Here is a 17,718-nt window from a genome sequence, read left to right as displayed (position 1 = left end):
TCCTGCGCACATGCAGGAGAATCGATGCAGTTGGTGGAAGGATGGAGATCGTGGGAACTGCGTTGGCGGAAATGACAATGCCTCAGATCTCGCCGCTGGCCGGCGAGCCTATTGAACGTGCCGATGCGGAGCGGCTGGCCGGGGTGCTGAAGGCACTCGCGGACCCCGCCCGGCTCCGGCTGCTCAGCCTCATCCAGTCCGCAACGGACGGTGAGGCGTGTGTCTGCGACCTCACCGCACCGCTCGGGCTGTCGCAGCCCACCGTCAGTCACCACCTGCGGATCCTCACCGAGGCGGGGCTGCTCGAGCGCGAGAAGCGCGGCGTGTGGGCGTACTACCGCCTGGTCCCGACGGCGATCGCGACGATCGCGGACCTGCTCACGCCGCCCCGGAAGCGGGCCACGAAGAAGGCCCGCTGAACGGGCCGACGGCGAGCGGAGCCCGCTCGCACCGGGCGGGCCACGGGCAGGCCCGCCCCGCGTCGAGCGGGCGGCGGAACGACCGGTCGTGACCGGACGGATGCCGGCGACGGCCATGGCCGTGCCGGCGATCCAGGGCAACAAGCCCGCACGAGCGGGCAGATGTGGCAGGACCGCCGATCTTCTCGGCGGGAAGGTGCCTGGCGTCACCGGGCAACGAGCGTGACGCCAGGCGGGACACCTCCATCAGGATCCACCCCCAGGACCCGAAGGAGTGACGGGTGAACTACGTGCCCGGTGATCTGCGCGACCAGCTCGCGCACGTGGGATACGACGTGGTCCAGGCCGGCCTGGTCTGCGGCTCGGGCGGCAACCTCTCCGCCCGCATCCCCGACGAAGACGCCTGCTGGGTGACCGCGAGCGGCACCTGGCTGGAGCGGCTGAGCCGCACGACGTTCGCGCCGGTGCGGATCTCCGACGGCGGCCCGGCGGCACTCGCCGCGGGCGGGCTGCCGGCGCCCCGGCTGGAACCGACCAGTGAGCTCGCACTGCACCTCGCGCTCTACCGGGCGCGACCGGATGTCAACGCGATCGTCCACCTGCATCCCCAGACGGCGTTGCTGCTGGACGCGCTGGGCGAGCACATCCGGATCGTGACGACCGACCACGCGTATTACCTGAGGCGGGTCTCGACGGTGCCGTTCCGGATGCCCGGCAGCACCGAGGTCGCCGCCCTCACCGCGGCGATGGCCGCGGACGGCACGAACTGCCTCGTGCTGAGCCAGCACGGCTGCGTGGTCATGGCCGACAGCGTGGAGCTGGCCCACAAGCGGGCCCGCAACCTCGAGGAAGCCGCCCAGCTCACCTACCGGGCGCTGACCCTGGGCCGGCTGGACAACCTCCGCGAGGTGCCGGAGGAGTTCCTGGACCGGCTGGCCGGCGCGGCGCCGGTCCGGGTCTGACCGACCGGCACCCGGCGCTCAGGCGGAGTGGCGGGGCCGGTGGTGCCGGTGGTCGTCGTCGTCCTGGTCGGTCAGCTCCTCGGCGATGCCGGCCACGGTCGCCGCCGCCACGACGCCGATGGCGGTCGCCGGGCCCGTCTCCTCGGGCGCGCCTGTAGCGGCGGCGCGCTTCTTCGCCTTCCGCTCCCGGAGCATCTCGATGGCGATCGGCAGCACCGAGATCAGCACGATCAGCGCCACGACCGGCAGGATGTAGCGGTCGATCTTGTCGCCGACCACCTTCGCGATCTGGTCGGCCAGGAGGAAGCCGACCAGGATGATGCCGTCGCACCACAGGATCGCGCCGACGACGTTCCACAGGAAGAACTTCTTGGCCGGCATGCCGAGGGTGCCGGCCACCGGGTTGAGGAAGGTCCGGACGATCGGGATGAACCGGGCCAGGACCACCGCCTTCGCCGGGCCGAACTTCTCGAAGTAGTACTCGGCCTTCTCCACGTACTCGCGCTTGAACAGCTTGCTGTCCTGGCGGTCGAACATCCGGCGGCCGAACCTGGCGCCCAGCAGGTGACCCAGCTGGGCGCCGACGATCGCCGCCACGGGGGCGCCGATGAGCAGACCCACCAGTGAGATCCGGGTGCCGTCACCGAAGATCGAGTCGGCCACCGGGGACGCTGCCACACCCGCCAGGAACAGCAGCGAGTCTCCCGGGAAGAAGAAGCCGACCAACAGGCCGGTCTCCGCGAAGAGGATCGCCCAGACGCCGATCAACCCGAAGGTGTGCAGCAGTTCCGTCGGGTCCATCGGGTTCAGAGCGAGCTGGAGCGCACTGTAGGTCACGAAAGGAAGGGTACCGGCCGCTGCGGTACCGGTACCTGAACGAACGCTGTGGATCACAAACGAGGATCAACCGGCTCCGATTCCGCAGCCAGGATGGCGAAGACGAGCTCGTGCACCCGCCACAGCGGCGCGCCCTCGGCCAGCCTGTCCAGCGCCGCCAGCCCGAGACCGTGCTCACGCAGCGCCAACGACCGCTTACGGCCGAGCTGGCGCTGCCGGAGCCGGTCCAGCTGTTCGGGACGGGTGTACTCCGGGCCGTAGATGATCCGCAGGTACTCCCTTCCGCGGCACTTCACCCCGGGCTGCACGAGGCGTCCCTTCGGGTCGGTCGCGCCCAGTCCGGCGTACGGCTTGACGACCATGCCCTCGCCCCCGGCGGCCGTCAGCGCCAGCCACCAGTCGGTCGCCGCCTTCTCGGCCTCCGCGTCGCCCAGGTCCACGACCATGCGCCGGGTCGGCGTGAACAGGCCGGGGTCGGCCGCGACGAGCCGGTCGGCGATGTCCAGGTGCCAGCCGTGGTCCTTGTCCTTGTGGTTCGCCCCGGGCGTGGCGAGCACCGCGAACGGTGCCAGGGTCACGCCGGTCAGACCCTCCGTCGGCTGCACGTACGCCCGGTAGGCCGCCGAATATCCGGCGATCTCGGCCGCTCGCAGCTCGATCCGGTCGCGGAGCGCGCCGACGTCGAGCCCGCGGGCCGCCACCCGGTCGAGCACGGACAGCGCGGCGGGCAGGGCTGCTCGCCCGGCCGCGCCCACGCCGGCGTACCGCTCGCGGATGAGGCCGCCCGCCTTCGCCGACCACGGCAGCAGCTCGGTGTCGAGCAGCAGCCAGCCGTCCTCCAGGACACCCGCGGCGACGGCGGCTGCCCGTACCTTGGCCAGCAGCTGCTCGTTCCGGGCGGCGTCGAAGAACGGCCTTCCCGTACGCGTCCAGACGGCGTCGCCCACGCCGTCCCGGGAGATCCGTACGACGGCGCGCGAGCCCATGTGCTTCTCTTCGCACACGACCTTGCCGACGCCGGCCGCCCGCAGGTCCGCGAACGCCGTCGACGGGTGCTCGAGGTAGCCCTCGACCGTCGCCGTCGAGCACGGAGCCATGGTCGGCGGCAGCCACACCAGCGTCTCCGGTGCCAGCGCGAAGCGGCTCATCACCTCCAGCGCGGCCGCGGCGTTCTCGGCGGCGACCGTCGTGCGGCCGTACCCGTAGTCGATGTGCCGTCGGCCGGTCACGTCGGCGAGGTCCAGTCCCTCGTCGGGGCGGGCCGGCTCGGCGACCAGCGGCCGGGCCGGGGCGTAGTACTCCCGCGCGGCCGGCACGGAGACCAGCTCGCGCGACGGCCAGCGCAGGGCGGTGAGCTTGCCGCCGAACACGCAGCCGGTGTCGAGGCAGATCGTGTTGTTGATCCACTCCGGTACCGGGGTCGGGGTGTGGCCGTAGACGACGGCCGCCGAGCCGCGGTAGTCGCGCGCCCACGGGTAGCGCACCGGAAGGCCGTACTCGTCGGTCTCGCCGGTCGTCTCGCCGTAGAGCGCGAACGAGCGCACCCGGCCGGACGCGCGGCCGTGGTAGGCCTCCTTGAGGCCGGCGTGCGCGACCACCAGGTTGCCGCCGTCGAGCACGTAATGGCTGACCAGGCCGTCGATGAACGCGCGTACCTCCTGCACGAACTCGGGCGTCTCCGCCTCGAGCTGCGCGAGCGTCTCCGGCAGGCCGTGGGTGAGCTGCACGTTGCGGCCGTTGAGCTTGCGCGCCAGCTTCTGCTCGTGGTTGCCGGGTACGCAGATCGCCGTACCGTTCCTGACCATGCCCATGACCAGGCGAAGGACCCCGGGAGAGTCCGGGCCGCGGTCCACGAGGTCGCCGACGAAGACCGCCGTACGCCCCTCCGGATGCACCGCGTTGTCGCGGGTGACGGCGTACCCGAGCTTGGTCAGCAGGGCGTCCAGCTCCGCCCGGCAGCCGTGCACGTCGCCGATGATGTCGAACGGGCCGGTGAGCTCGCGCTTGTCGTTGAACAGCTTCTCGTAGCGGATCGTGGCACCGGCGATCTCCTCCGGGCCGCGCAGCACGTGCACCTTGCGGAAGCCCTCGCGAGCCAGCCGGCCGAGGGAACGCCGCAGGTCACGATGCATCCGGGTGAGGACCTGACGGCCGAAGGTACGGTCGGCGCGCGCCTGCGTACGCTCCCACGCCAGCGCCTCGGGCACGTCGAGCACCACGGCGACCGGCAGCACGTCGTGCTCGCGGGCGACCTTGACCAGCCCGGCCCGCGCGTGCGGCTGCAGGTTGGTGGCGTCGACGACCGTGAGCCGGCCCGCCTTGAGCCGCTTGGCGGCGACGTAGTGCAGCACGTCGAAGGCGTCGCCGGAGGCCGACTGGTCGTTCTCGTCGTCGGCCACCAGACCCCGGAAGTAGTCCGAGGAAAGCACCTGCGTCGGTGCGAAGTGCTGCCGGGCGAAGGTGGACTTGCCGGATCCGGAGATGCCGACGAGCGCCACGAGCGCCAGCTCGGGAATGTCGATCTCGGTCATGCCGTCTCCTTCCGGGTGAAGATCGCCATCTGCGTGGGGCTCCCGTACCGTTCGTCCGTATCTCCGACGCCTCGGAGGGCGACGTCGTAGCCGTGCGCGGCCGCCGTCCGAGCGGTCCAGTCGGCGAACTCCGCACGGGTCCACTCGAACCGGTGGTCGCTGTGGCGCATGCCGGTGAGGCCCTCGTAGAGCACGTTGTACTCGGCGTTCGGCGTGGTCACGACGACGGTAGCCGGGCGGGCGTGGCCGAACACCGACGCCTCGAGCGCGGGCAGGCGAGGCGGGTCGAGGTGCTCCACGACCTCCATCAGCACCGCGGCGTCGTACCCCTTCAGCCGGTCGTCGGTGTAGGTGAGGGCCGACTGCCACAGCGTCACGCGTCCGCGCTGCCGCTCCGGCACCCGGTCGAGGTGCAGCCGGCGGTACGCCAGGTCCAGGGCACGCGAGGAGACGTCCGTGCCGACGATCTCGGTGTACCGCTTGTCCTTGATCAGCGCTCCGAGCAGCGCGCCGCCACCGCAACCGAGGTCGAGCACGCGCGTGGCTCCCGACTCGGCGAGGGCGGCCAGCACCGCGTCGCGGCGCTGCTCCGCCAGCGACTGCTTGCGCGCCACGGGCAGCTCCGCCTCCTCGTCGGCCGCGGTGTCGACGGGCGCGTCGACGCTGTCGGAGTCGTCCCGGTCGAGCTGCTCGAGCGCGCTCGCCGCCAAGGACCGGCGGTGGGCCAGGTAGCGGCGGGTGATCAGCACCTTCTCCGGGTGCCCGGCCAGCCAGCCCTCGCCCGCGCGCAGCAGCTTGTCGATCTCGTCCGGCGCCACCCAGTAGTGCTTCGCGTCGTCGAGGACGGGCAGCAGGACGTACAGGTGGTTGAGCGCGTCGGCCAGCCGTAGCGTGCCGGTCAGGGTGACGTCCGCGTAGGGGCTGTCGCCGGCGAGCGGGTGCCCGTCGGGAACGTCGTCGAGCGGGATCGGCCGCACGGTGACCGCCCAGCCGAGCGGCTCGAACAGGGCGACCGGGTCACCCTTGCACCGCAGCACCGGCACGTGGATCTCGAGCGGGATCGGCTCGCCGGCCAGCTCCGGGCGGTCCTTCGACTCGCCGCGCAGGGCGCTGCGGAAGACCTTGGCGAGGGCGCTCGCGAGCAGGCTGGATGCCGCGTACGGGCGGTCGTTGACGTACTGGCCCAGCGTGAACGACTCCGGCGCCGCCTGTTGCTTCCGTCCGCCGCGGGCGGCGCCGAGCCGCTGCGGGTCGACGTCGAGCAGCAGCGCCGCCGTGCACCGGTCCTCGTCCGCGTCCGGGAACAGGACGTGGGCCGTGCCGGTGGGCACGTCGAAGGAGTGCACCTTGCCGGGGTGCTTGACCAGCAGGTAGCCGAGGTCGGTCGCCGGCCGGTGGGTGGTCGTCACGGTGAGCAGCACCGATCGATGATCGCAGCGCCTGTGGACGCCCGGCCAACTAATTGCGCGGAAGCGCAATGATTCGCGGGCCCGATGCCGTCGTAGGAGGTGGGAGGTGGCCGTGACCTACGAGGAGTTCGCCGACAGCCGGCTCGACGCGCTGCTGCGCTACGCCGTCATGCTGACCGGCGATCCGCACACGGCTCAGGACCTGGTGCAGGAGACGATGGTCCGGGTCCAGCTCAGCTGGCGCCGGGTCGCGGCCAGCGACTCCCCGGACGGCTATGTGCGCAAGATCCTCACGAACCAGTTCATCGACCTGCGCCGGGGCTCCTGGCTACGCCGGGTCCTGCTGCGTGCGGAGCCTGATCCGATCGCCGCCCCTTCCGACCACGCCCAGGAGTCCGCCGAGCGCGACCGGATCTGGGGCATGTTGTCGCGCCTACCCCGCCGTCAGCGTGCGGCGCTGGTGCTGCGCTACTACGAGGACCTGCCGGACCAGGAGATCGCCGACGTGCTCGGCTGCGCGGTCGGCACGGTCCGCTCGTCCATCTCGCGGGCGCTCGCCACGCTCCGCGCCGAGCTGGTGGAGGCCTGATGTCCCCGATCGATCCCTCGCCGATCGAGGAGGAGCTGCGGGCGGCCTTCGCCCGACACGAGGCCGAGACCCCGGCCGCCGGCCCGCTGCGTGCCAAGATCGACATAGCTTGGGTACGCGCCAAGCGCCGTCGCCGGGCCCGCCGCACCGCCGGTGTCGCCGCCGCGTTGCTGGTCGCGACCCTGCCGGTGCCGGTTCTCGTGGAGCGCTGGCAGCACTCCGCGCCGGTCACCAGCGACTTGCTGGGAACCACCTCCAACTCGTTGCACACGGTCGCCGGCCCTGTGGACGTGCTCCTGCTGGGAAGTGACGACCGCACGGCCGCCGACACGGTGACGATGGTTCACGTGCCCGCCGACCGGTCGCGCGCATACCTGGTCAGCCTGCCCGGCGACGGCGCGGTGCGGGACGCGGCCAGGCTCTCCACGACGCTCTCCACCGGCGGCCCGAAGCACACCGAGCGCGTGGTCTCGGACCTGACCGGCGTCGACTTCACCGCCACCGTGACCGTCGACTTCCGTGCCGTGCGCGCGGTGACCGAGGCGGTCGGGGGCGTGCAGCTGTGCCGGCCGCAGTCGGCGGGCTCGGGGTGCCGGCAGGTCGGCCCGGACGACGTCACGACGATCCTGCGCGGGCGCTACGGGACGAAGAACAGCCGGAACGACGGCGACCGGAACGCGCATCGGTTCCTGCGCTCGCTGGCGGCCAAGCTCGTGGCGGATGGCGCGGCGACCGACCCTCTCCGGCTCGACCGGTTCCTCGACGCGGCCGGCAGCGGCATCACGATCGACGGCGACGCCCAGGCCCTGCTGCAGGTGGCCGGCTCAACCCGCTCGGCGGAGGTGGTGGGCATCAGCGCCCCGAGCTCCCACACCCTCGGCGACGGCCGCGAGCAGATCTACCCCGGCGTCGGTCCCGGTCTCTACGAGGCGATCCGCTCGGACCGGCTGGCGGAGTGGGTGCGGGCTCACCCGGCGTACGTCCTCACGTAGCGGCCGGCCAGCACCAGTGCGCTGCCGACGAGGACCAGGAAGAGACCCGGCCACAGGACCGGCCCGGTGACGGGGAGACCGGCGCCCTGACCACTCGCGGGGAGGTTGATACGGAGGTTGGTGACGTTGTTGGCCCGGTTGGCGGGGGCGTCCAGCGGAGCGCTGAAGAAGCCGCTCACTCTCACTTTTCCGGTGCCGCCGGTGAAGCTGCGTGCCGCCTTGAGCCGGAAGGTGTAGGTCTCGCTGCCGCCCGGCGCCACCTTTTCCTTGGCGGGCGAGCATTGCCATCGTCGGGTGTCGCCGCCGTTGGACCAGCATCGGGAGTTCGTGGTGGACGCGGTGACGCCCTTCGGCACGGTGAGGCTGGTCAGGATCATGGTGTTGTCGAACAGGGCGGGATAGAGGGTGCCCGGGCCGCGGTTGACGGCTGCGATCCGCACCGTGGTCGTCCCTCCGGCTTTGAGCGTCACGGCCGGGGCCTTCGCGGCCAGATCGGGCCGCCGGGACCCGGTGACCGTCAGCTTCACGACGGCGTAGTCGTTGTCGGAGCCGATATCGACCTGGGGGATGCCGGCGGCGGAGGCCTGCGCGACCAGGGTGAGCGGCTCGCCGGTGCCCGCCTTGCCCGGCAGGGAGCCCTTGAACGCCGTGAGCCAGTCCTCCCAGAGCGACGGCGTCATCCATCTGAGCTGGGCGTCGGCCCGGCTGCCCACCGCCGCGTCCCCGGGAGGGCGCACAGTGACCGGGGCCGAGAGGCCGTACGTGCGCCCCGGCTCCAGCACGGTGTCGAAGACGCAGTAGACCGCGTACCCGTAGAAGCAGTTGCTCGCGTCGGTGACCACGACGTCGCGGGGGAAGGGCAGAGACAGGACCGCGCCCTCGGCGGCCTTGTCACCCACGTTGCGAACCCGCGGACGAAAGGTGGCCGTGTGGCCGGGAGCGGCGGAGACGGTCGCCCCGCCCACCGCGGCCAGGTCGACGTTCTCGCCGATCCGGACCTGCGACGTGCTTGTGGTGACCGGCCCGTCGTCGACCCGGGCCGTGACGCTGATCCGCCCGGTGTCACCGGGCTCGGCGCCGGGTGCGGGCGTCACCTCGAAGAATCCGAGCTGCACGATGAAGCCGGCGCTCGGACGTACGCCCGTGCGGACGCAGCGGAAGACCGTGCCCTTCAACACACACGGAGACTCGTCATCGTCGAAAGCGGAGGCGGTGATGATGTCCGTCGCGAGGCCGGCGAAGCTGAGGGAGACCAGGTCGGCGGCGTCGGTCACATCGACCGTGTACGCGACCCGGTGGACGCGGACGGGCTGCTCACGCTCGGCGAGCAGCCCGTACAGGTTGGCCGTGTACTCGTCCTCCGGAGTGCCCGGCGCGATCGTGATCGGGTCGAACACGGTGTTCAGCCGGGGTGGCGCCGGGGCCGCGGCGGCGGGTTTCGCCGGCACCGTGAGCCCGGCGAGACCCGCCGCGAGGAGGACCGACAGCAGGCGCAGAAGCATGATCGGAGACTAAGCGCCCGATTATGCGCGATGTGCCCGATTACCGGTAGTCGTCCTCCAGCTCGACGATGCGGTTCTGCTCCTGGGCGTCCCACTCGGAGACCTCGATCGCGGCAGGCACCCCGGCCTCCCCGCGATCGTCGTCGTCCCGCCAGCTCGGGGCCGCCTCGGTCGCCTGCTCGGCGGCGTCCACCTCCGGCGTCTCCAGGTCGTGCTCGTTGCTTGAGTACGTCATGGCCGACTCCCTTCCGCGTCAATCGTGCCCGGTCCCCAGCCGTCACGGTGGGTAAACCGATGCCCGGATTACGGGTCGATTTCCGTGACCATCCCCGGCTGCGGAATACTGCCTGCTGGAGGACAGCGCGGTCCTGCCCTCTGCTTGCCGTCAGAACGATCAAGGAGCGCTACCGATGCCCATCGCTTCCCCTGAGGTCTACGCCGAGATGCTCGACCGCGCCAAGGCCGGCGCGTTCGCGTACCCGGCGATCAACGTCACGTCCTCGCAGACCCTGAACGCGGCCCTGCAGGGCTTCGCGGAGGCCGGCAGCGACGGCATCATCCAGATCTCGACCGGTGGCGCCGAGTACGTGTCCGGCCCGACCGTGAAGAACATGATCACCGGTGCGGTCGCCCTCGCCGAGTTCGCCACCGAGGTCGCCAAGAACTACCCGATCAACATCGCGCTGCACACCGACCACTGCCCCAAGAACAAGCTCGACGCGTACGTGCGCCCGCTGCTGGCGATCAGCAAGGAGCGCGTGGCCAACGGCAAGGCGCCGCTGTTCCAGTCGCACATGTGGGACGGCTCCGCCGTGCCGGTCGAGGAGAACCTGCAGATCGCCGAGGAGCTGCTGGCGCAGGCCGCCGCGGCGCACATCATCCTCGAGATCGAGGTCGGCGTGGTCGGCGGCGAGGAGGACGGCGTCTCCGCCGCGATCGACGACAAGCTGTACTCGACCGTCGAGGACGGCCTGGCCACCGCCGCCGCCCTCGGCCTGGGCGAGAAGGGCCGCTACATGACGGCCCTGACCTTCGGCAACGTGCACGGCGTGTACAAGCCGGGCAACGTCAAGCTGCGCCCGGAGATCCTCAAGGAGATCCAGGAGGCGGTCGGCGCCAAGTACGGCAAGGAGAAGCCGTTCGACCTGGTCTTCCACGGCGGCTCGGGCTCGCTGCTCTCCGAGATCCACGGCGCCCTGGACTACGGCGTGGTGAAGATGAACATCGACACCGACACCCAGTACGCGTTCACCCGCCCGGTCGTCGACCACATGCTGAAGAACTACGACGGCGTGCTCAAGATCGACGGCGAGGTCGGCAACAAGAAGGCGTACGACCCGCGCGCCTGGGGCAAGCTGGCCGAGAACGGCCTGGCGCAGCGCGTCGTCGAGGCGTGCGAGCACCTGCGCTCCACGGGTACCACCCTCTCGAAGTAACGTGCCGTCAGCGGCCGGTCCCCGTCCGTGGGGGCCGGCCGCTCTCGTGTTGCATGGTCACGCTCCGGCGTGGGTACGATCGTCGTCTCCTGCTCCCCGGAGGCGGTGATCTTGCTCGGCATCGACGGTTACGAACCGGAGTGGCACTACGACGCCGACGCTCTCGCCGCCGTCCACCGGGCGCGGTTCTCCCGCATCATCGGGAGGAAGCTGCTGCACGGCTGGCTCATGTGGGACCTCTCGGAACGCGGCTGGTTCGCCGACGGGCCGGTGATCCTCGGCTTCGGCGGCGCGAACGTCGAGATCACCCACCGCAAGTTCGACGAGTGCGCGATCACCTGGAACCAGGTCGACATGAGCGCCCCGATCGACTGGTACGCGACCGGCATCCAGCTCGACTGGCGAGCCGACCCGCACGCCGCCCTGCGCAACGCCCGCGGGCGGGTCCTGCGCGAGGTCAACATCATCGAACGGACCACCGTCGCGGAGTGGCGGCCCCGGGTCCTGCACGCCGTCGAGTTCCTCTTCGAGGGGGCGCGGCTCGCGGTCTACAACGCGATGGACGAGAACGGGCTCACCGACGTACCGGAAATGGATCTGCCGGTCGCGAGCTGGCGCCGGGTCCACGTCGCCTGACCACGCTCAGTCCCCGCCACCTCCGCCGCCTCCGTCCCCGCCGCCACCTCCGTCGCCGCCGCCGGACCACCCGCCTCCGTCGCCGTCGGACCATCCGCCGCTGTCGTGCGAGCTGCTGTCGTGGTGGCCGTGGCCGTGGTGCTGGCCGCCGCCGTCCCAGACGCCGAAGTCGCCGGTCGAGCTGTCCCCGCTGTAGCCGACCGGATAGCCGCCGCGTCGCCGGGGCCGGCCCTCGCTGCGCCGCGCGGCAACGACGGCGATCACGACCACCAGGAGCAGCATCAGCACGAACAGGATCATCGCCATGGCCGCAGTGTGAGTCATCGGCGCCAGCCCGTAATGGCTTTGTGCGCGGTGGCGTGGCGAGGTTTCAATGCCTGTCATGGATCTCCGCAGCGTGGACCTCCGCGCCCTCAACTCGTTGACGAAGTACCCGTCGATCCCGACCTACCACCTCCTCGACCCGCGCAACGGCGGGCTGCAGGAGGAGGCGGTCGCGTTCTCCGGCGCGGTCCTCGCCACCGAGAAGGTCGACGGCACCAACGCCCGGATCATCCAGGTGCCCGGCGGCGGCTGGGTTCTCGGCTCCCGCGAGGAACTGCTGCACGCGCGAGGTGACCTGATCGCTAACCCGTCGCAGGGCATCGCCGCCGCGTTGAAGCCGGTCGCTGAGCGCCTGCCTCCGGTCGCCGGCGAGATCCGGGTGTTCTACGTCGAGCTCTACGGCGGCAAGATCGGTGCGTCGGCCAAGCAGTACACGAGCGATCCCGCCACGGTCGGCTGGCGACTGTTCGACGTGCTGGTCCTGCGCGACTACGCCGAGCAGCTGACCTGGCCCGCCGAGCGCATCGCGGCCTGGCGGGAGGGCGGCGGACAGACCTTCCTGCCCGAGGACGCCCTCACCGCACAGACTGCCTTCCAGCTCACGCCCCGGCTCTTCACGATGGACGCCAGCGAGCTGCCGACCGGCATCGAGAAGATGGACGCCTTCCTGCGCGACCGGCTCCCGCACACCCTGGTGCCGCTCGACGACACGGCCGGGCGGGCCGCCGAGGGCATCGTGTTCCGCAGCCCGGACCGCGGCGTGATCGCGAAGGCCCGGTTCCAGGACTACGCGCGGACGCTCAAGCGCCGGGCGAAGCGCTGAGGGCGGCCATCGCCTCGTCCAGCGAGTCCGTCACGACGATCAGGTCCGACTGGTCGCCGTGCGGTGATCTCGCCAGCAGGGGGCGGAGCAGGGCTTCCACCGGCAGCTGTGCCCAGTGCGCGACGCCGAGGAAGACGAACGCGCCCGACGGGCCGTCCGTACGGTAGAACGTCTTCGTCGCGGCCTGGAACACCTCCTGCACCGTCCCCGCCCAGCCCGGGGCGAACACGATCCCGCCCCGGGACAGCCGCAGGATCGAGTCCTCGCGGACCGCGTTGGAGAAGTACTTGCCGATCTGGCCCGCGAAGAGGTTCGCCGGCTCGTGCCCGTACAGCCAGGTCGGCAGCGCCAGGCCGCCGTGGGTGAGCCGTCCGACCACGTCTCCCGCGGCGGCGTCCGGCACCGGGAACTCCGCCCGGACGGCGAGCGCCGCCGCCGTGAACGGGTCATGGTCGCGGAAGTCCGGCGTGGGCGCGAGCTTGTCGATCGCCACCGCCAGCTCGGCCTCGCTGCGGGTCGCGAAATAGGCGCCGAGGTTGGCCGCCTCCATGACGCCGGGACCACCGCCCGTCACGATCAGCCGGCCGGCGGCGGCCAGGCGGTGGGCCAGCGTCGCTGCCATCCGGTACGCGTCGGAGCCGCGCGGTTCGGCGTGCCCGCCCATGATGCCCACCGCACCCTGCGTTCCGTGCGCGTCGATCCACGCCGCGAGAGCCTTGCCCAGCGCGTTGTCCACACCGGCGTCGTGCAGCCGCTGGGCGATCGCCTCGCGGAGGTCCGGCGCCGCCCCGCCGTGCTCCAGGAAGTGCTGGTAGACCCGGGTGTCGAACATCCCGGCGAAGCCGTCCTCGGCGAACCCGAACGCGAGGTCGTCCGGCGTGTACAGCAGCGCCGGATGCGTCGGATACGGCCGGGCGTCGAAGGGCGGGATCAGCTGCGCGCCGCGCCGGATGAGGTCCACCTCGACCTCGGCGGAGGCCAGCTCGCACCCGACGAAGAAGGTGCCGGAGACGTCCACCCCGGTGAAGTCGGGCGGATCCTCGTCGAGGCGCAGCCCCAGCACGATCAGGCCGGCCAGCGACCGCTTGGCGAGGTGGACGTCGAACTCGGCACGCGACTCCACCTCGAACTCGGTGGCGTCGAAAGGGTGAGAGAGGTCCCCGAACATCCCCGTAGGGTAGCCACCGTGCGAAACGCCTCAGGATCTCTGTTCGGGCTCGCGTACGGCGACTCCCTCGGCAGACCCACCGAGTTCCAGGACTACGCGACGATCGTGGCCCGGTACGGCCCCGGCGGTCCCCGGGACCTCGAAGGGGACCCGGCCCTGGTGACGGACGACACGCAGATGATGCTGGCGGTCGGCGAAGCGCTGGTCAGGGCGCCGTCGATCACGCCCGGCGGCTACGAGCCGGTGCTGCGGCAGGCGTTCCTCGACTGGGCGATCAGCCCGGACAACGACCGCGCCCCCGGGATGACGTGCCTGCGCGCGTGCGCCGACCTGACGGACGGCCGCCCGTGGCAACGCGCCTCGCAGATTCACTCGAAGGGCTGCGGGGCGAACATGCGGGTCACCCCGCTGGGCTTGATGCCGGGGCTGACCGAGGACCAGCGCGCCGGCGCGGCTCAGCTGCAGGCCGGGTTGACGCACGGGCACGCGACCGGTCTGGCGGCGAGTGAGGCGACCGCTCTGGCCGTACGGTGGCTTGCCGACGGTCTTGATCCGGAAGACCTGGTGGCCGCGCTGCGTGACCGGTGCGCCTCGCAGAGGGGGACATATCGGGCCGACTGGCTGGGTGATCTGTGGCAGCGACCCGGAGTCGACAGCCCGGAACAGTTCATCGCCCAGGGCTGGGACGAAACGGACGCCGCGCTGGTACGGGTCGAGCAGGCGCTGCGTCGCGGGACCCTCGCGGGAGACCCGTGCCTCGCGACGGGAGAAGGCTGGATCGCCGAGGAAGCGCTGGCCACGGCCCTGTACTGCTACCTGATCTCGCCCGAGGAACCGGTCGCGGTGCTCGGCCGGGGAGCGGTCTCGTCCGGCGACTCCGACTCCATCGCCTGCCTGGCCGGCGCGTTCGCGGGCGCGGCGCTGGGCATGGCGGCCTGGCCGACCGAATGGCAGGACCGGATCGAGTACGCGTCCCGGCTGCGTGCCCTCGGCGACGAGTGGGATCTCCGAACGGGTTGAATGGGACCATGCAGAATCTCCTCCCCGAGCCTCCGGCCACGCGCCTGCCCGCCGACGAGGCGGCCGACACGGCGCTCGCCGAGGCGGCGAACATCGGCACCGACGAGGCGTTCAAGGAGGTGGCGGGGCGGTTCCCGGCGTACAGCGGCGGGTGGGCGGCGCTCGCCCAGCTCGCGCTCGCCGAGAAGCAGCCGGTCACCGCGTACGCGTACGCCCGCACGGGCTACCACCGCGGCCTGGACGCGCTGCGCCGCAACGGTTGGAAGGGGCACGGTCCGGTGCCGTGGTCGCACGGGCCGAACCAGGGCTTCCTGCGCTGCCTGCACAGTCTGTCGCTGGCCGCGGCGGAGATCGGCGAGGCGGACGAGGCCGCACGCTGCGCCCAGTTCCTGCGCGACAGCGACCCGGCCGCCGCCGACGCCCTGTCCTGACCTTCGACGTCTTCCGAACGGGCCGGTCGCCGGGCCGGCCCCTCAGCCCCGCCCGGCGACCGACCTCGCCCTTGCCCTTGCTCAGTGTGGCCCCGGCCGGCCTTGCCCTCGCTCGACCGGATCTTGGCCCGCCGGTTTCGTCCGACCTTGCGGCGGTCCGGCCGTTACAGGCCTTCGGCGACCGCCGCGGCGATCTTCAGCCAGGAGTCGCGGGTGCCGTTCGAGAGGTGCCCGTAGCGCAACGGCTCGCCCGAGTCGATGAGCTTCTCGTACGGCGCCAGCAGCACCGCCCGCGTCCGGGCCGCGAAGTGGCGCTGGATCGCCGGCAGGTCGATGTCCTTGCGGGTGGGCGGCATCGTGACAACGCTCACCGCCTGCCGCACCAGTCGCTGCCGCCCGCTCTGCTCGAGATGGTCGAGCATCCGCGCCGCGGTCTCGGCGGAGTCGTTACGCGCCGACATCGTGATCACCAGCTGGTCGGTGGCATCCATCGCCGCCTGCCAGTTCTGCGCGCGCACGTTGTTACCCGTGTCCACGAAGATCAGCTTGTAGAACCGGCTGACGATCTCCCGGATCTCGGCGAACGCACTCGCGGTGAGCATCTCGCCGGCGGTCGCGGACTCGTCGGACGCGAGCACGTCGAACATGCCCTCGCCCTGCGCCCGCACGTACTGCGACAGGTCACCGACCCGCCCGTGCGCCCCCCGGAACAGATGCAGGTCACGCATCATGTCGCGCACCGTGCGGGCGTGGAAGTCCTGCTGCGCCCGCATGCCGAGGGTGCCTTGGGTCTCGTTGTTGTCCCAGGCCAGCACGTAGCCGCCGCGCTTCTGCCCGAACGTCATGGCCAGGAGCAGCACGGCGACGGTCTTGCCCGCCCCGCCCTTGGGGTTGACCACGGTCACCTGCCGCAGACCGCCGAAGTTGCGCCGGACCATCTCGACGTCCTGCTTGTACTCCTGCTCCCGCTTGCCGGGCGCGAGCCGGACCAGCCCCATCGTGCCCTTCTGCAGCATCGCCCGGGCGCCCATGGTCGCCACCGGCTCGGCCGGCTTCGCCAGCCGTCGCCGCGCGAACTCCTCGGCGGTCGGGGTCCCGTCGGAAACCCAGGGCAGCTGCTGGTACGGGTCCACCGGCGGCGGCGGGTTGGGGCCGGGAGGCTGGTTGGCCTGGTTCGGGGGTACGACGGCGGGCGGGTACGGCCCGGGGACCGGCGGGGGCGGCTGCCCGTTGGCGGTCCAGTGCGCTCCCGGCTGCGGCGGGATCGGGCGGGCCGGCTGCGGGCCTGGCGGTGGCGCCTGGTGCGGGCCGGACGGCATCGGTTGTGAGCCGAGCTGCTGTGGTCCCGCCTGGGGCGCTACCTGAAGCGGACCCGGCGGGGTGCCCTGGTGAAGGCCCGGCTGGGTGCTCTGGTTCGCGCCGAGCTGGGCGCCCGGGTTGGGGCCGGGCTGGGCGCCGTGGTTCGGGCCGAGCTGAGCGCCCGGGTTCGGGCCGGGCTGACCGCCCTGGTTCGGGCCTGAGTGAGAGGTCTGATGGGGGTTCGGATCGGCGGCGCCCAGCGGGCCTGGCGAGGACGGGACCGCCGGCTGGTGTAGCCCTGCCTGCGGGTTCGCCTGGTGCGACACCGGGCCGGGAGGCGCGGGGGTCACGGGGCCCGGGCGGTAGAGCGCTCCGCTGCTGTTGGGCTCCGGGGCGTCGGCTTCGGGGCTCTGCCTCGGCGCCGGCGTGGGGTAGTAGGTCGGCGCACCGGAAACCGAGTCCGCGGGGCTGGACACCGGCGCGCCCGCGCCGGACACCGGGCTGCCCGCACCGGACACCGATGCGGTCCCGGAGGCTGCCGAAACTCCGGACGCCCAAGACGCGGCACCGGACACAGGCGCGCCCGGCACCGATGCTGCGCCTGTCGAAAATGCACCCCCCGAAATCGGCGCGGCGCCTGCGACGCGTCCTGCCCCGGACACCGGCGCCACGTTCGCAGCGCCCGAGACGGGTGCCGGCGCCGAGAGGGACACGGGTGCCGGTGCCTTGAGGGAGCTGGAGCGCTGCGGCGGCTGGGACCACGGGGAGTCCCCGCTGTGCGCCTCGGCTGCCCGTGAGTCCGGAGCCTCCTCGGCTCCAGCAGGGTGCGCGCTGACCGGCGCCGCAGCTGAGCCGCGCGCAGAGAGATCGGGCCCGGCAGGCGTGCTCGCCCCGCGGAACAGGCCGGGGTCCGGCGCGCTGCCTGAAAGAGCCGGGCCGGGGTCCGGCGCCCTGCCCGAGAGAGCCGGGCCGGCGGACACCGATGCGGACGCCGAGAAGTGGCCGGCATCACCGGCGACCGCTGTCCCGTGGGACCAGGGGCGGCCCGAATTGTCCGGAGACGGCGGCTGCACCGGCACGTGCGCGACGTCGCCCACGGAGGGGGCGAACCTCGGGCCGGACGGCTGGTAGGGCGGCGTCGGTGGGAGCGGCGGGCGGTCGACCGGCCGGTACAGGCCCGGGTCGCCCTGCTGCTGCGGGGCCGGGGCCGGGGGGAGCGGGAATGCCGGCGAGGCCTCGTGCGGCACCGGCTTGCCACCGTGCACCGGAGCGTTCAGCTCCTCCGGCGGCCAGAACGGCTCGACGTCCCGGTCGGGTGGTGAGCCGTTCGTGCCCGGGAC

17 protein-coding genes are annotated in these 17,718 nt (G+C 72.0%); 9 read left to right on the top strand and 8 right to left on the bottom strand.

Annotation, left to right across the window (positions count from 1 at the left end; genetic code table 11):
* Positions 1-41 precede the first annotated feature (41 nt).
* Together AB0J80_RS25765 and AB0J80_RS25760 are read left to right on the top strand one after the other, a co-directional pair.
* Positions 42-419, top strand: a complete 378-nt coding sequence (locus AB0J80_RS25765; RefSeq protein WP_014440216.1) for a metalloregulator ArsR/SmtB family transcription factor — start codon at positions 42-44, stop codon at positions 417-419.
* A gap of 281 nt (positions 420-700) precedes the next feature.
* Positions 701-1,381, top strand: a complete 681-nt coding sequence (locus tag AB0J80_RS25760) for a class II aldolase/adducin family protein (protein WP_364709580.1) — start codon at positions 701-703, stop codon at positions 1,379-1,381.
* Positions 1,382-1,399: 18 nt separating this feature from the next.
* Here the strand turns inward: AB0J80_RS25760 and AB0J80_RS25755 are convergent, their stop codons facing one another.
* From AB0J80_RS25755 to AB0J80_RS25745, 3 genes are read right to left on the bottom strand one after another with little or no spacing between them, the layout of a single operon-like run.
* Positions 1,400-2,218: a DedA family protein gene (locus tag AB0J80_RS25755; protein ID WP_364709578.1), complete on the bottom strand. Its 819-nt coding sequence runs from the start codon at positions 2,216-2,218 to the stop codon at positions 1,400-1,402.
* Between the two features lie 53 nt (positions 2,219-2,271).
* Positions 2,272-4,749 (bottom strand): polynucleotide kinase-phosphatase, encoded by a 2,478-nt coding sequence (locus tag AB0J80_RS25750; RefSeq protein WP_364709576.1) that lies wholly within the window; start codon positions 4,747-4,749, stop codon positions 2,272-2,274.
* Complete coding sequence (locus tag AB0J80_RS25745; protein WP_364709573.1) at positions 4,746-6,170, bottom strand: 3' terminal RNA ribose 2'-O-methyltransferase Hen1; 1,425 nt, start codon at positions 6,168-6,170, stop codon at positions 4,746-4,748. Before AB0J80_RS25745 ends, AB0J80_RS25750 begins: the two co-directional genes overlap by 4 nt.
* A gap of 100 nt (positions 6,171-6,270) precedes the next feature.
* Between AB0J80_RS25745 and AB0J80_RS25740 the strand changes: the two genes are divergently transcribed.
* Together AB0J80_RS25740 and AB0J80_RS25735 are read left to right on the top strand one after the other, a co-directional pair.
* The gene (locus AB0J80_RS25740; RefSeq protein WP_364709866.1) at positions 6,271-6,747 is read left to right on the top strand and encodes a SigE family RNA polymerase sigma factor; all 477 of its coding nucleotides are present in this window, start codon (positions 6,271-6,273) and stop codon (positions 6,745-6,747) included.
* Positions 6,747-7,739, top strand: coding sequence for an LCP family protein (locus AB0J80_RS25735; RefSeq protein WP_364709570.1), 993 nt, complete (start codon positions 6,747-6,749; stop codon positions 7,737-7,739). The genes AB0J80_RS25740 and AB0J80_RS25735 overlap by 1 nt, the downstream gene beginning before the upstream one ends.
* Here the strand turns inward: AB0J80_RS25735 and AB0J80_RS25730 are convergent.
* Complete coding sequence (locus AB0J80_RS25730; protein WP_364709567.1) at positions 7,715-9,241, bottom strand: hypothetical protein; 1,527 nt, start codon at positions 9,239-9,241, stop codon at positions 7,715-7,717. The genes AB0J80_RS25735 and AB0J80_RS25730 overlap by 25 nt on opposite strands.
* Positions 9,242-9,281: 40 nt before the next feature.
* Positions 9,282-9,476, bottom strand: coding sequence for a hypothetical protein (locus AB0J80_RS25725; protein ID WP_364709565.1), 195 nt, complete (start codon positions 9,474-9,476; stop codon positions 9,282-9,284).
* A 175-nt stretch (positions 9,477-9,651) separates the two neighbouring features.
* On the opposite strand from AB0J80_RS25725, the gene fbaA reads away from it, so the two are divergent.
* Together fbaA and AB0J80_RS25715 are read left to right on the top strand one after the other, a co-directional pair.
* A complete protein-coding gene (gene fbaA, locus AB0J80_RS25720) occupies positions 9,652-10,677 on the top strand; it encodes a class II fructose-bisphosphate aldolase (RefSeq protein WP_364709562.1) in 1,026 nt (341 codons plus the stop codon).
* Positions 10,678-10,746: 69 nt separating this feature from the next.
* Positions 10,747-11,313, top strand: coding sequence for a hypothetical protein (locus AB0J80_RS25715; protein WP_364709560.1), 567 nt, complete (start codon positions 10,747-10,749; stop codon positions 11,311-11,313).
* 6 nt (positions 11,314-11,319) lie between these two features.
* Here AB0J80_RS25715 and AB0J80_RS25710 read toward each other — a convergent pair whose 3' ends face one another.
* Positions 11,320-11,619, bottom strand: a complete 300-nt coding sequence (locus AB0J80_RS25710; protein ID WP_364709557.1) for a hypothetical protein — start codon at positions 11,617-11,619, stop codon at positions 11,320-11,322.
* Positions 11,620-11,695: 76 nt separating this feature from the next.
* Between AB0J80_RS25710 and AB0J80_RS25705 the strand changes: the two genes are divergently transcribed.
* Positions 11,696-12,460, top strand: a complete 765-nt coding sequence (locus tag AB0J80_RS25705) for an RNA ligase family protein (protein WP_364709555.1) — start codon at positions 11,696-11,698, stop codon at positions 12,458-12,460.
* Here AB0J80_RS25705 and AB0J80_RS25700 read toward each other — a convergent pair.
* Positions 12,438-13,628, bottom strand: a complete 1,191-nt coding sequence (locus AB0J80_RS25700; RefSeq protein ID WP_364709553.1) for a hypothetical protein — start codon at positions 13,626-13,628, stop codon at positions 12,438-12,440. The genes AB0J80_RS25705 and AB0J80_RS25700 overlap by 23 nt on opposite strands.
* A gap of 18 nt (positions 13,629-13,646) precedes the next feature.
* On the opposite strand from AB0J80_RS25700, the gene AB0J80_RS25695 reads away from it, so the two are divergent.
* Both AB0J80_RS25695 and AB0J80_RS25690 read left to right on the top strand, forming a co-directional pair.
* The gene (locus AB0J80_RS25695; protein WP_364709550.1) at positions 13,647-14,648 is read left to right on the top strand and encodes an ADP-ribosylglycohydrolase family protein; all 1,002 of its coding nucleotides are present in this window, start codon (positions 13,647-13,649) and stop codon (positions 14,646-14,648) included.
* An 8-nt stretch (positions 14,649-14,656) separates the two neighbouring features.
* On the top strand, positions 14,657-15,079 hold the full coding sequence (locus AB0J80_RS25690; protein WP_364709548.1) for a DUF3151 domain-containing protein: 423 nt from the start codon (positions 14,657-14,659) through the stop codon (positions 15,077-15,079).
* Positions 15,080-15,243: 164 nt separating this feature from the next.
* Here the strand turns inward: AB0J80_RS25690 and AB0J80_RS25685 are convergent, their stop codons facing one another.
* Positions 15,244-17,091 (bottom strand): chromosome partitioning protein, encoded by a 1,848-nt coding sequence (locus tag AB0J80_RS25685; protein WP_364709864.1) that lies wholly within the window; start codon positions 17,089-17,091, stop codon positions 15,244-15,246.
* Between the last annotated feature and the right edge of the window lie 627 nt (positions 17,092-17,718).

Source organism: Actinoplanes sp. NPDC049548 (genome assembly GCF_040676695.1).
Taxonomy (GTDB): Bacteria; Actinomycetota; Actinomycetes; order Mycobacteriales; family Micromonosporaceae; genus Actinoplanes.
This window is presented reverse-complemented; position numbering and strand designations above follow the sequence as displayed.

What these genes read in the sequence shown, in the direction of transcription:
- AB0J80_RS25765 (WP_014440216.1), top strand. Translation starts at nt 42, where the DNA reads ATGGAGATCGTGGGAACTGCGTTGGCGGAAATGACAATGCCTCAGATC.
- AB0J80_RS25750 (WP_364709576.1), bottom strand. Translation starts at nt 4,749, where the DNA reads ATGACCGAGATCGACATTCCCGAGCTGGCGCTCGTGGCGCTCGTCGGC.
- AB0J80_RS25735 (WP_364709570.1), top strand. Translation starts at nt 6,747, where the DNA reads ATGTCCCCGATCGATCCCTCGCCGATCGAGGAGGAGCTGCGGGCGGCC.
- AB0J80_RS25730 (WP_364709567.1), bottom strand. Translation starts at nt 9,241, where the DNA reads ATGCTTCTGCGCCTGCTGTCGGTCCTCCTCGCGGCGGGTCTCGCCGGG.
- AB0J80_RS25725 (WP_364709565.1), bottom strand. Translation starts at nt 9,476, where the DNA reads ATGACGTACTCAAGCAACGAGCACGACCTGGAGACGCCGGAGGTGGAC.
- fbaA (WP_364709562.1), top strand. Translation starts at nt 9,652, where the DNA reads ATGCCCATCGCTTCCCCTGAGGTCTACGCCGAGATGCTCGACCGCGCC.
- AB0J80_RS25710 (WP_364709557.1), bottom strand. Translation starts at nt 11,619, where the DNA reads ATGGCGATGATCCTGTTCGTGCTGATGCTGCTCCTGGTGGTCGTGATC.
- AB0J80_RS25705 (WP_364709555.1), top strand. Translation starts at nt 11,696, where the DNA reads ATGGATCTCCGCAGCGTGGACCTCCGCGCCCTCAACTCGTTGACGAAG.
- AB0J80_RS25700 (WP_364709553.1), bottom strand. Translation starts at nt 13,628, where the DNA reads ATGTTCGGGGACCTCTCTCACCCTTTCGACGCCACCGAGTTCGAGGTG.
- AB0J80_RS25690 (WP_364709548.1), top strand. Translation starts at nt 14,657, where the DNA reads ATGCAGAATCTCCTCCCCGAGCCTCCGGCCACGCGCCTGCCCGCCGAC.